Source organism: Streptomyces sp. NPDC059564, assembly GCF_042735575.1.
In the GTDB taxonomy this organism is placed as follows: Bacteria; Actinomycetota; Actinomycetes; order Streptomycetales; family Streptomycetaceae; genus Streptomyces.
In genome coordinates this window covers 1-11,822 of record NZ_JBHWBP010000061.1, presented here as the reverse complement: position 1 = coordinate 11,822, position 11,822 = coordinate 1, and the positions used below count along the sequence as shown (strand labels likewise).

The window sequence follows — 11,822 nt, the reverse complement described above, 5'->3', positions numbered from 1 at the left end:
CGGCGGGCGCCGCCCGCGTCACGAATCCATTCCGCAACGGGCCCTCCCGTTGACCTCGGCCGGTCGGAGGCCGTCTCATGCGGCCATGAACGAGATCACCCCGCAGGCCTTCCCGTACCAGCCCGTACCGTCCGCACCACCCAAGCGCAGGCTCGTCCTGCGGACGGTGATCACCGTGCTGGCCGTCGGCTCGGGGGTGTTCCTCGGCAAGCTGGCCGTGGGCACGCTGCTCGGCGGCCCCGAGGACGCCGGCCGGTACAAGCTGGTCCCGCCCGCCTCCTTCCAGGGACTGACCCTGCAGGACTCCGGGCCGCGCGTGGACGCCATCAGGCTGGGGCAGGGGATGGCCAAGAAGGGCACCGCGCCGGTGGCCGTGGTGTACGCCGACCAGGCGGGGACCGCGCAGCTGGTGGTCAGCGGGGCGTCGGGCGCCTTCACGGACAAGGATCCCGGGGCGGAGCTCGTCAAGAACTTCCATGCCATGGGGGTCAACGGGGCCACCGTGCAGAAGGCCGGCACACCCGAGGGCGGCGCGATGAGCTGCGGCACGCTCACGACGGCCGACGGGACGCTGACTCTGTGCAGCTGGGCCGACCACAGTTCCCTGGTGACGGTCACCGTGCCGGTCGAGAACGGGCCGGTCACGATCGAGGCGCTGGCGGAACGGGCGCGTGCACTGCGTTCCGCGATGGAGGTTTCAAAGGCGTCGTAGTTCCGTAACGCCTGGGACCCCGGCGCCCCGGCCGGGGTGTGCGTCCGACAGGATGTGAGGAACAGATAAGAAACCTCACAGGGGGACGCGGGATGAGTTACAACCAGCCAGGTCCGTACGGGCAGCCGCAGCAGCCGGGACCGTACGGGCAGCAGCCCCCGCCGCCGCCCGGCCCGTACGGCCAGCCCGCCGCCCCCCAGCCGGGCTACGGCTACCCCCAGCAGCCCCCGCCCCCGCCGGGCTACCCCCAGCAGCCGCCGCAGCCCCAGGGCTACCAGCAGCCCGGCTTCCAGCAGCAGCCCCCGCAGCCCGCGTACGGCTACCAGCAGCCCCAGGGCCAGCCCCAGTACGGCGGCGGCACGCCCCCGAAGAAGTCGAAGGCCGGGGCCGTGATCGCCGTGGTCGTCGTGGTCGCGGTCATCGCGGGCGGCGGCTGGTACTTCCTGAAGGGCAGCGGCTCGGGTGCGGTCGCGTCCGACACCAAGGGCCACAAGCTGGCCTTCGCCGCCACGGTCGACAGCTACCAGAAGGCGCCCCCGGCCGCCGGCGCGCCCTCGGCCGATGCTCCGGTCACCGGTGAGGGGAAGACCCGCGCCGAGACGCTCGGCGTACAGAACGGGCACAGCGCGGGCGCCAAGTACGCGATCGGTACGGACAAGAAGGCGAAGCAGCTCTCGGCCAACGGCCTCTGGGGCGACATCGCCGACCCGGCCAAGGCGGTCGACGCCTACTACGCTGGCATCAGCCAGAACAACGCCGAAACCGAGAAAATCGGCTTCACGTACGAGCTGGTCGGCACTCCGAAGGAGTTCACCCCGGCCGGCTTCAAGGGCGCCGTGATGAAGTGCGCCAGCATCAAGATGAAGACCACCAAGCCCCCCACGGGCAAGGAGCCCACGGAGGTCGAGGTCCCGTCCTGCGCCTGGGGTGACTACTCGACCCTGGTCGGGATCACCGCCGTCGACCCGGTCGCGGCCGCACTCGGCGGAAAGAGCGGCACGCTCGACGAGGTGGCCGCCCTGGCCGCGAAGCTCTACAACACCTCGCGCACCAAGGTCTGATCCCGCGGATACGCGACGGGGCGCTCCCGGCCGGGAGCGCCCCTTCGCGTATGTCCTGGCGGCTACGCCGACTTTTCGTGCGGGCCCTGGTCCTTCGGGACGATGCGGGGGACCAGCGTCGGGTTGACGTTGGAGCGGACCACGTCCGCGGTGATGACCACGCGGGCCACGTCCTTGCGGGACGGGACCTCGTACATCACCGACATCAGGACCTCTTCCATGATGGCGCGCAGCCCGCGCGCGCCGGTCTGGCGGAGGATCGCCTGGTCCGCGATGGCTTCGAGGGCCTCGCGCTCGAAGTCCAGCTCGACGCCGTCGAGTTCGAACAGCCGCTGGTACTGCTTCACCAGCGCGTTGCGCGGCTCGATCAGGATCTGCAGCAGCGCCTCGCGGTCCAGGTTGTGCACCGAGGTGATGACGGGGAGACGGCCGATGAACTCGGGGATCATCCCGAACTTCACCAGGTCCTCCGGCATGACCTCCTGGAACTGGTTGCTGGCCTCGATCTCGCGCTTCGAGCGGATCGTCGCCGCGAAGCCGATGCCCTTGGCGCCCGCACGCGACTCGATGATCTTCTCCAGGCCGGCGAAGGCGCCGCCCACGATGAAGAGCACGTTCGTCGTGTCGATCTGGATGAACTCCTGGTGCGGGTGCTTGCGTCCGCCCTGCGGGGGGACGGAAGCGGTCGTGCCTTCCAGGATCTTCAGGAGCGCCTGCTGGACGCCTTCGCCCGAGACGTCGCGCGTGATCGACGGGTTCTCGCTCTTGCGGGCGACCTTGTCGATCTCGTCGATGTAGATGATCCCGGTCTCGGCCTTCTTGACGTCGTAGTCCGCCGCCTGGATCAGCTTGAGCAGGATGTTCTCGACGTCCTCGCCGACGTACCCGGCCTCCGTCAGCGCCGTCGCGTCGGCGATGGCGAACGGGACGTTCAGCATGCGCGCGAGCGTCTGCGCGAGCAGGGTCTTGCCGGAACCGGTCGGGCCGAGCAGCAGGATGTTGGACTTCGCGAGTTCGATCGCGTCGTCACGGCCCTGCGCGCCGCCGTTCTCGCCGGCCTGGACCCGCTTGTAGTGGTTGTAGACCGCTACGGAGAGCGCCTTCTTCGCCGGCTCCTGGCCGACGACGTAGCTCTCCAGGAACTCGTAGATCTCACGGGGCTTGGGGAGTTCCTCCCACCGGACCTCGGAGGTCTCCGCGAGTTCTTCTTCGATGATCTCGTTGCAGAGGTCGATGCACTCGTCGCAGATGTACACACCGGGTCCTGCGATGAGCTTCTTCACCTGCTTCTGGCTCTTTCCGCAGAACGAGCACTTGAGCAGGTCGCCGCCGTCACCGATGCGTGCCACGAGGTGCTTCCCCTTCGCCTGGGAGACGCTTGGTTCAGCGCTCCTGGTGCCTCATATCCGACGGTACCTTGCCGGGGGCCCCGAACGGGGCCCCCTTGACGTGGTTCACATCGCCGAATGCGGCAGCGTGCCCACGCCAACTGGCGGCAAGGATCAGGCCGAGCTCTTCCGGGTGGAGACGACCTGGTCGATCAGGCCGTACGCCAGCGCGTCCTCGGCAGTGAGGATCTTGTCGCGCTCGATGTCCTCGCGGATCTTCTCCAGCGGGGTGGTCGAGTGCTTGGCCAGCATGGACTCCAGCTGGTCACGCATGCGCAGGATCTCGTTGGCCGCGATCTCCAGGTCGGAGAGCTGCTCGCGGCCGGTGCCGCCGGACGGCTGGTGGATCAGCACGCGGGCGTTCGGCAGGGCCATGCGCTTGCCGGGGGTGCCGGCGGCGAGCAGGACCGCGGCGGCGGAGGCCGCCTGGCCCATGCAGACCGTGGAGATGTCCGGCTTCACGAACTGCATCGTGTCGTAGATGGCCGTCAGCGCGGTGAAGGAACCGCCCGGGCTGTTGATGTAGATCGAGATGTCACGGTCCGGGTCCATCGACTCCAGGCACAGCAGCTGCGCCATGACGTCGTTGGCGGAGGCGTCGTCGATCTGCACGCCGAGGAAGATGATGCGCTCCTCGAAGAGCTTCGCGTACGGGTCGTACTCGCGCACGCCCTGCGAGGTGCGCTCGACGAAGCGCGGGATGACGTAGCGGTTGTCCACCTGCGGACCGGAGTAGAGGCCGCTCGCGGAGAAGTTGTTCTGCATCTGGGTGTTCACCATCCTGGTGGCGTTCTGCGGGCTGAGGTTGCCTGGATCGGGCGGGCGGGCGTACGAGGGTCCGTGCGCCGGGGGCCGGGATCAGGCCCCGGTGCCGCCGCCGCCGGGGACCAGGGACGCGGCGGAGATGATCTCGTCGATCAGTCCGTACGCCTTGGCCTCCTCCGCCGTGAACCAGCGGTCGCGGTCGCCGTCGCGGATGATCGCCTCCACGGACTGGCCCGAGTGGTGCGCGGTGATCTCAGCCATGCGCTGCTTGGTGCGCAGCAGGTACTGGGCCTGGATCTTGATGTCCGAGGCGGTGCCGCCGATGCCGGCGGAACCCTGGTGCATCAGGATGTCGGTGTTCGGCAGGGAGAAGCGCTTGCCGGCGGTGCCGCCGGTGAGCAGGAACTGGCCCATGGAGGCGGCCATTCCCATGCCGATGGTGATGACGTCGTTCGGGATGTACTGCATGGTGTCGTAGACCGCCATGCCCGCCGTCACGGAGCCACCGGGGCTGTTGATGTACAGGTAGATGTCCTTCTCCGGCTCTGCGGCCAGGAGGAGGAGCTGCGCCGTGATCTTGTTCGCGATGTCGTCGTCGACCTGCTGGCCGAGGAAGATGATGCGCTCGCCGAGCAGCCGGTTGTAGACATGGTCGCCGAGGCCGCCACCGATGGACGGCTCACCCGCGGCGTAAGGCTTCAGATTCGTCACGTATCCACCTGCTCGTCTCCGACGGCCACATGCCGTCTCAGCGTCTCGTTCTGGGGCGCGGACCTACCGGTGGGGCGATGCCCTCCGGCTTCGGGTACTCCCGTGCCCTCGTATTCATGGACCCTAACGCGCAGGTAGGACAACGCCATCCCGCTTCCCGAACTGTTCGCTCGGAGCGCAAGGTAACCGAGCCCCGCGAGGAGGGTCACGAGAGGACCGCGAAGGGCCCGGACGCGACCGCGTCCGGGCCCTTCGGGGCACTGCTCAGTGGGCTTCGCCCGGGGTGTTACTTGGCCTCTTCGGCCTTCACCTCGGTGTCACCGTCGACGGCGTCCTCGACGACCTCGGCGGCCGTCTCGGTCTCGTCCTCGTCGTCGGAGAGGTCGATGACCTCACCGTTGGTGTCGACGACCTTGGCCTTCTCGACGACGACCGCGAGGGCCTTGCCGCGAGCGACCTCGCCGACCAGCATCGGGACCTGGCCACCCTCGACGACGGCCTGGGCGAACTGGTCCGGGGACATGCCCGAGGACTGCGCGCGGCGCATGAGGTGCTCGGTGAGCTCCTCCTGGTTGACGCCCAGCTTCTCCTTGTTGACCAGGGCGTCCAGCAGGAACTGGGTCTTGATGCCCTTGACGGCCTGCTCGGTGGTCTCGGCGTCGAACTCCTCGGCCGTCTTGCCCTGGATCTCGAGGAACTTCTCGAGGTCGAGGCCCATCTGGCCGAGCTGGTGGTGCTCCAGGTTGTGCTTGCGGGTCTGGACCTCGTCCGCGAGCAGCTTCTCGGGGACCGGGATCTCCGCGAGCTCCAGGAACTTCTCCAGCACGCGCTCCTGGGCCTGGGTGGCCTGGTCGTACTGCTTCATGTTCTCGAGGCGCTTGCGGCTGTCCGCCTTGAGCTCCTCGAGGGTGTCGAACTCGCTCGCCATCTGGGCGAACTCGTCGTCCAGCTCCGGCAGCTCCTTGGCGGAGACCTTGGTGACCTTGACGGTGACCTCGGCGTCCTTGCCCTCGGCGGAGCCGCCCTTCAGCTGGGAGGTGAAGGTGGCCTCGCCACCGGCCTCCAGGCCCGTGACGGCCTCGTCGATGCCGTCGAGCAGCTCGCCCGAGCCGATGGTGTAGGAGACGTCGCTGGCGACACCGTCCTCCAGCACCTCCCCGTCGACCTTGGCCTCGAGGTCGATCGTGACGACGTCGCCGTCCTGGGCGGCGCGCTCGACGTCCTTGGTGGACGCGAAGCGGCCGCGCAGCTGCTCGACCGACTTCTCGACGTCCTCGTCGGAGACCTCGATGGCGTCGACCTCGACCTCGATGCCGGCGTAGTCCGGGATCTCGATCTCGGGGCGGACGTCCACCTCGGCGGTGAAGGACAGCAGCTCGCCGTCCTTCAGCTCCTTGATGTCGACCTCGGGCTGGCCCAGCGGGTTCAGGTCGGCCTCGTTGACCGCCTCGGTGTAGAACTTCGGGAGGGCGTCGTTGACGGCCTCCTCCAGCACCGCACCGCGGCCGAAGCGCTGGTCGATGACGCGGGCGGGGATCTTGCCCTTGCGGAAGCCCTTCACCGTGACCTGCTGGTTGATCTTCTTGTACGCCGCGTCGAGGCTGTCCTTGAGCTCCTCGAAGGGCACCTCAACAGTGAGCCGAACCCGAGTCGGGTTCAGGGTCTCCACGGCGCTCTTCACGGTTCGGTCTCCTTGTGGCTGACTGCTGGGGGTTCTGCCGAACGCTGTGATTCAGCGGTTCGGCCGACTTCGGCCCGGTACATCAGACACACGGGCACGCAGCTTGCATAGTAACCGCAAGCGGCAATCAGCCCACAACGCGATCTTCGAACGTGATCTTGATGCGGGCGGTACTGGTGGTCGGGGTGGCCGGATTCGAACCGACGACCTTCCGCTCCCAAAGCGGACGCGCTACCAAGCTGCGCCACACCCCGTCGGTGCGACACGTAGGGTACATGCCCGGAGACCCTCCGACACGCGCGCTTTTCCGGCGGCCGCACGCGCGCGCGGCGCGGCGCCCGTACGCGGCGGCGGGAAAGGGGTGTGCGCACCCCCCGCGCGACCCGCTAGGATGCTGTCCGTGCCGCGGTCCCCGGACCTGCGGCGCGCGTACTGCGGGTGTAGCTCAATGGTAGAGCCCTAGTCTTCCAAACTAGCTACGCGGGTTCGATTCCCGTCACCCGCTCCCAACGGCTCAGGGCCAGGTCAGAGGATGTCTCCTCGACCTGGCCCTGACGCGTTCCCGGGGTCGCCCCGAGCCGGGCCGCTAGAGCTTGATGCCCGCGATGGTGTCGGCGAGGGAGTTCAGGAAGCGGTTGACGTCCGGCGCGATCGAGCTGGACGCCAGGAAGAAGCCGAAGAGGACCGCGACGATCGCGGGGCCGGCCTTCATGTGCTTGCCGCGGATCAGGATCACCAGGATGACCGCCAACAGAACCACCACTGACAGCGAAATGGCCACTACTGATCACACCTTCGGTCGTCCCCTGGCCGGCCCGGGGCGTACGGCCGTGCACACCCCCACATGCACCATCCTCCCACCAACCGGCCCTGCCTATCCGTCCCGTGACGAATCGCCATCGCTTCTTTCCCGCCAAGCGCATGCGCACTGGGCACATTTCGGGCAAGAGGTACGGGTCACGGGGTGGTGATGCCGAGGAGGGAGCGGACGTACGCGTACTTCGCGGTCAGCCGTTCGCGGGTGGGCGCGTCCAGTACGGACAGGCGTACGGGATCGGCGTTGTGCGCGAGGTCGGCCTCCTTGACGAGGAGGGCGCCGGGGGTGGCGAGGACGCGGGCGGCGTACTCCTCCAGCGGTTCCCCGGGGCGCTTGGTCAGGGCCAGCACCATGGCCTTGACCTCCTCCGGGACGGCCGTGGCCGCCAGCCGGCCGGGGCTGATCGCCTCGTCCTCGACGGCGTCGTGCAGCCAGGCCGCCGCCTGCTGCGCCGGGGTGCCGCCGCGCAGGCGGACGCCCTCGGCGACGGCCGCCAGGTGCTCGGCGTAGGGCCGGCCGGCCTTGTCGGTCTGGCCCTCGTGCGCCGCGCGGGCGAGGGCCTCGACCTCCTGGAGGGTCAGCGGCCGCTGCGTCATGCGATCTCCTTCGCTGCCGTGCGCAGGGCCTCGGCGGCCCGGCGTACATCCGCGTGCGTGGTACGCCAGTTGGAGAACGCGGCGCGCAGCGCGGGGGTTCCCCCGTACACGGTGGGCGTGACGAACACCTCGGCGGCGACGGCTTCGCGCAGGGCGGCGAGCCGTTGCGGGGTGGGGGCGGCGGCGAGGGTGAAGCACACGACGTTGAGGCGGACCGGGGCGAGCAGGCGCAGGGCCGGGTCCCGCTCCAGTTCCGCGCCGAGGACGCGGGCGCAGTCGATGTCGCGTTCGACGATCTCCCGGTGGCCGGCGCGGCCGTACGCGCGGAGCGTGAACCAGGCGGCCAGGGCGCGCAGGCGGTGGGAGTTCTCGGGGGTGAGGTGGACCAGGTCGGGTTCGTCGCCCAGCGGCCCGAGGTAGGCGGCGGCGTTGGCGAAGACGCGGGCCTGCAGGTCACGGCGGCGGGTGAACTGGACGGCGCTGTCGTAGGGGACGTTCAGCCACTTGTGCAGGTCGACGCAGACGGAGTCGGAGGCGTCGAGTCCGGCGGTGAGGTGGGCGTGGGCCGGGGAGAGGGCGGCGAAGGCGCCGAAGGCGGCGTCGGTGTGCAGCCAGAAGTCGTGGCGCTCCTTGAGGGCGGCGAGGGCCGTCAGGTCGTCGAAGTCGACGGTGTTGACGGTGCCGGCGTTGGCGACGACGACGGCCGGGCCGGGGGCGTCGGCCAGGGCCCGGCCGAGGGCGGCGGGGTCGACGGCCTCCCGGCCGGGGAGGGTGGGGACCCGGACGAGACAGGCGCGGCCGAGGCCGAGGACGGAGAGGGCCTTGGCGATGGAGGAGTGCGGGGCGCCGGACAGGACGCGGACGGGCCCGAGGGCCGCGACGCCGTCCTCGGCCGGGGAGACGCCGAGGCGTTCGCCGAGCCACTCGCGGGCGATGGCGAGGCCGACGGTGTTGGACAGGGTGGCGCCGCTGACGAAGGTGCCGGTGTGGGCGTCGGAGAGGCCGAAGAGGGTGCGCAGCCAGCCGGTGGTCTCGCGCTCCAGGTGCTGGCCGGCGCCGTCGAAGGCGGAGTTGGAGTTCTGGTCGTGGGCGGAGGTCAGCCAGTCGCCGGCGAGGGCGGCGGGGGTGGCGCCGCCGGTGACGAAGCCGAGGTAGCGGGGGCCCGCGGAGGCCGAGAACCGCGGTGCCCAGCGGGTCCGGAAGGCGTCCAGGGCCGCTTCGGTGCCGTCGCCGTGCTCGGGCAGCGGCTCGGGCGCGGGCGGCCCGGCGTCGGCCGGGGCCGGTACGACGGGCCGCTCGTCCAGGGTGACGAGGGCCTCGGCGGCGGCGCGGCGGGTGGCGTCGAGGAGGTCGGGGAGGCAGGCGAGATCGGCGGCGAGCGTGCGGTCCATGGCGGCACGGTAGGACGCCGTCGGGCGCGCCGGACGGGCCAATCGCCGACGAGTGGCCCGGCACGCCCCGGCTGCGGCTGCGGCCGACCGCCCCGGAAGGGCTCAGGGTGAGCGGCGGATGAGGAGGAGGGCGCGGTCGTCGTTGACGTCCTTGGCGACCTTCTCGATCAGGTGCCAGGCGGCGCCCTCCCAGCCGGCGGCGACGTAGCGGTCGGCCTCGCCGGTCAGGCGGTCCATGCCCTCGCTGATGTCCCGCTCGGCGGTCTCGACGAGTCCGTCGGTGAAGAGCATCAGGACGTCGCCGCGCCGCAGGTTCCCCCGCGCCGGGGTGAACTCGGCTCCGTCGTAGACGCCGAGCAGCGGGCCCTCGCCGGTGACCTCCTGCCAGCGGCCGGTGCCGGCCGAGAGCTGGAGGGCGGGCAGGTGCCCGGCGGAGAGCAGTTCGTAGTCGCCGGTCTCCAGGTCCAGGACGAGGTGGATGGAGGTGGCGAAGCCCTCGTCCCAGTCCTGGCGGAGCAGGTAGCCGTTGGCTGCGGGGAGGAACCCGTGCGGGGGCAGGGCGCCGAGGAGCCCGCCGAAGGCGCCGGAGAGGAGGAGCGCGCGCGAGCCCGCCTCCATGCCCTTGCCGGAGACGTCGGTGAGGACGATCTCCAGGGTCCGGCCGCCGTTGGTGCGGGCGGCGACCACGAAGTCGCCGGAGAAGGACTGGCCCCCGGCCGGCCGCAGGGCCATCTCGCGGTGCCAGCCGCGCGGCAGGGCGGGCAGCTTGCTCTGCACCCGGATCCGTTCGCGCAGGTCGAAGAGCATGGTGCCGCCGCGCCGCCAGGGCACGCCGACGCGGCTGCGGAACTGGGCGATGACCAGCCCGAAGAACCCGCAGGCCGCCACCACGAGCACGGTCCCCGGGGTGACCCGGGCGGGCCCCCCGGTGTACGGGCCGAGGACCAGGGCCTCCACGATCAGGGCGGTCGCGGAGGCGGCGTAGAGGGCGAGCAGGCTCGCGGGCCGCAGCAGGAGGCCCCCCGCCACGATGGGCAGGACCAGCGCCGACGGCGAGAACCAGACGGGCATCATCAGCGTGCCGCAGGCGATGGCGGGCACGGTCAGCAGGAGCCCGGCGAAAGCGAGCCAGTCGGAGGCGTCGCCGCGGAAGTAGTCGACGGCGGATTTGCGCAGGGCGGTGCGGGCCCGGTGCGAGAGCATGCGCGTCCGGGCCAGGAGCGTCTCCACGCGTGCCGAGGCCATTGCACCGGGACCCTATCCATCCCGGCTGTGTGCGCGCAGGGGTACCCCCGGACATAGGTCGCCCCGGAGGTCGAAAACAGTTCGACCGGGACGGAATGCCCTGGTAGGGATGGCCCCATGGCTCTTGATACGCGTGTATTGCAGGCTGATGAGTGGGATGTCTGGTACGACCACCTGGAACTGGCGTTCGGTGGCGTTCCGGAGACCCTTCCCGAGCGGACGCTCTACCGGTCCCTCACTGAGCTGGAGCGTTCCCTGGGCGTCTGGGACGGGGAGACCTGTGTCGGCTCGGCCGGGGCCTTCAGCTTCCGGCTCTCGGTGCCGGGCGGGGCGCTGGTCCCGGCGGCGGGCGTGACCATGGTCGGCGTCGCTCCGACCCACCGCAGGCGCGGGGTGCTGACCTCGATGATGCGCCGCCAATTGGACGACATCCGGGAGGGTGGTGAACCGGTCGCCGTGCTGACGGCCTCGGAGCCGGAGATCTACGGGCGCTTCGGCTACGGCACCGGCGCCTACTCCCTGGCGGTCGACGCCGACACCACCCGCGTGCGCGTGACGGTGCCGCCGGGGACGGACCAGGTGCGGCTGCGCCTGGTGGATCCGGAGAAGGCGCTGGCCGACTGCGAGCGCGTCTACGCCGCCCTGGTCGCGGGCCGGCCGGGGATGCCGGCCCGGCAGCCCGGGTGGGAGCGGCTGGGGCTGCTGGACCCGGAGGCGCGCCGGGAAGGGGCTTCCCCGCTGAAGTGCGTGGTGGCCGAGGGCGCGGACGGCGAGGTCGTGGGGTACGCCCGCTACCGGGTCAAGCCGGACTGGGAGACGACCGGCTCGGACGGCAAGGTCCAGGTCCAGGACGTGGACGCGCTGGACCCGGCGGCGTACGCGGCGCTGTGGCGCTACCTCTTCGAGATCGACCTGACCTGGAGCGTACGGGCGTACGCGCGGCCCGCGGACGATCCGCTGCTGCACCTGGTCAGCGACGTCCGCCGGATCCGGGCGCGGCAGCGGGACGCGCTGCACGTGCGCCTGGTGGACCTGCCGGCGGCGCTGGAGGCCCGGACGTACGGGGCCGCGCTGGACGTGGTCCTGGAGGTCGAGGACGCGTTCTGTCCCTGGAACGCGGGGCGCTGGCGGCTGACGGCGGGCGCGGACGGGGCGGCGCGCTGCGTGCGGACCGGGGAGGCGGCGGAGCTGGCGCTGTCGGTACGGGAGCTGGGCTCGGCGTACCTGGGCGGGATCACCCTGACCTCGCTGGCGGCGGCGGGCCGGGTGCGCGAGCCGGCCCCGGGCGCGCTCGCGCGGACCTCGCGGGCCTTCGCGGGCGACGTCGCGCCCTGGCTGCCGCACGGGTTCTAGGCAGGGCCTAGCGCTGCTGGCAGGACGGGCACCAGAAGAGGTTGCGGGCGGCGAGGTCCGCGGTGCGGATCTCGCCCCCGCAGATGTGGCAGGGCATGTTGC

Annotated in this window: 12 protein-coding genes and 2 tRNA genes; 4 read left to right on the top strand and 10 right to left on the bottom strand. The window is 70.9% G+C overall.

Annotation, left to right across the window (positions count from 1 at the left end):
• The first annotated feature begins 85 nt into the window (after positions 1 to 85).
• Positions 86 to 712 (top strand): hypothetical protein, encoded by a 627-nt coding sequence (locus ACFV0Q_RS13945; protein WP_385004836.1) that lies wholly within the window; start codon positions 86 to 88, stop codon positions 710 to 712.
• 92 nt (positions 713 to 804) lie between these two features.
• The gene (locus ACFV0Q_RS13940; RefSeq protein WP_385004834.1) at positions 805 to 1,773 is read left to right on the top strand and encodes a hypothetical protein; all 969 of its coding nucleotides are present in this window, start codon (positions 805 to 807) and stop codon (positions 1,771 to 1,773) included.
• Between the two features lie 62 nt (positions 1,774 to 1,835).
• On the opposite strand, the gene clpX is transcribed toward ACFV0Q_RS13940, so the two are convergent.
• The 5 genes from clpX to ACFV0Q_RS13915 form a co-directional block, all read right to left on the bottom strand.
• Positions 1,836 to 3,122 carry an ATP-dependent Clp protease ATP-binding subunit ClpX gene (gene clpX, locus ACFV0Q_RS13935; RefSeq protein ID WP_361310959.1) on the bottom strand — a complete coding sequence of 429 codons (1,287 nt, stop codon included), beginning with the start codon at positions 3,120 to 3,122 and terminating at the stop codon, positions 1,836 to 1,838.
• A 153-nt stretch (positions 3,123 to 3,275) separates the two neighbouring features.
• A complete protein-coding gene (locus tag ACFV0Q_RS13930; protein WP_385004832.1) occupies positions 3,276 to 3,941 on the bottom strand; it encodes an ATP-dependent Clp protease proteolytic subunit in 666 nt (221 codons plus the stop codon).
• 78 nt (positions 3,942 to 4,019) lie between these two features.
• The gene (locus ACFV0Q_RS13925) at positions 4,020 to 4,637 is read right to left on the bottom strand and encodes an ATP-dependent Clp protease proteolytic subunit (protein WP_385004830.1); all 618 of its coding nucleotides are present in this window, start codon (positions 4,635 to 4,637) and stop codon (positions 4,020 to 4,022) included.
• 286 nt (positions 4,638 to 4,923) lie between these two features.
• Positions 4,924 to 6,318 carry a trigger factor gene (gene tig / locus ACFV0Q_RS13920; protein ID WP_385004828.1) on the bottom strand — a complete coding sequence of 465 codons (1,395 nt, stop codon included), beginning with the start codon at positions 6,316 to 6,318 and terminating at the stop codon, positions 4,924 to 4,926.
• Between the two features lie 177 nt (positions 6,319 to 6,495).
• Positions 6,496 to 6,572 (bottom strand) — tRNA-Pro (locus ACFV0Q_RS13915).
• 180 nt (positions 6,573 to 6,752) lie between these two features.
• Here ACFV0Q_RS13915 and ACFV0Q_RS13910 point away from each other — a divergent pair.
• Positions 6,753 to 6,823, top strand: a tRNA-Gly gene (locus tag ACFV0Q_RS13910).
• 81 nt (positions 6,824 to 6,904) lie between these two features.
• Here ACFV0Q_RS13910 and ACFV0Q_RS13905 read toward each other — a convergent pair.
• The 4 genes from ACFV0Q_RS13905 to ACFV0Q_RS13890 form a co-directional block, all read right to left on the bottom strand.
• Positions 6,905 to 7,099, bottom strand: a complete 195-nt coding sequence (locus tag ACFV0Q_RS13905) for a hypothetical protein (RefSeq protein ID WP_030229627.1) — start codon at positions 7,097 to 7,099, stop codon at positions 6,905 to 6,907.
• Positions 7,100 to 7,275: 176 nt separating this feature from the next.
• The gene (locus ACFV0Q_RS13900) at positions 7,276 to 7,731 is read right to left on the bottom strand and encodes an HD domain-containing protein (protein WP_385004826.1); all 456 of its coding nucleotides are present in this window, start codon (positions 7,729 to 7,731) and stop codon (positions 7,276 to 7,278) included.
• Complete coding sequence (locus ACFV0Q_RS13895; RefSeq protein ID WP_385004824.1) at positions 7,728 to 9,122, bottom strand: pyridoxal phosphate-dependent decarboxylase family protein; 1,395 nt, start codon at positions 9,120 to 9,122, stop codon at positions 7,728 to 7,730. The genes ACFV0Q_RS13900 and ACFV0Q_RS13895 overlap by 4 nt, the downstream gene beginning before the upstream one ends.
• A gap of 102 nt (positions 9,123 to 9,224) precedes the next feature.
• Entirely contained in the window at positions 9,225 to 10,367 is a 1,143-nt protein-coding gene (locus tag ACFV0Q_RS13890; protein ID WP_385004822.1) for a PP2C family protein-serine/threonine phosphatase, read from the bottom strand.
• 117 nt (positions 10,368 to 10,484) lie between these two features.
• On the opposite strand from ACFV0Q_RS13890, the gene ACFV0Q_RS13885 reads away from it, so the two are divergent.
• Positions 10,485 to 11,720 carry a GNAT family N-acetyltransferase gene (locus ACFV0Q_RS13885; protein WP_385004820.1) on the top strand — a complete coding sequence of 412 codons (1,236 nt, stop codon included), beginning with the start codon at positions 10,485 to 10,487 and terminating at the stop codon, positions 11,718 to 11,720.
• Between the two features lie 7 nt (positions 11,721 to 11,727).
• Here ACFV0Q_RS13885 and ACFV0Q_RS13880 read toward each other — a convergent pair.
• A partial coding sequence (locus tag ACFV0Q_RS13880) for a zinc finger domain-containing protein (protein ID WP_385004870.1) occupies positions 11,728 to 11,822 on the bottom strand: 95 nt, incomplete at its 5' end.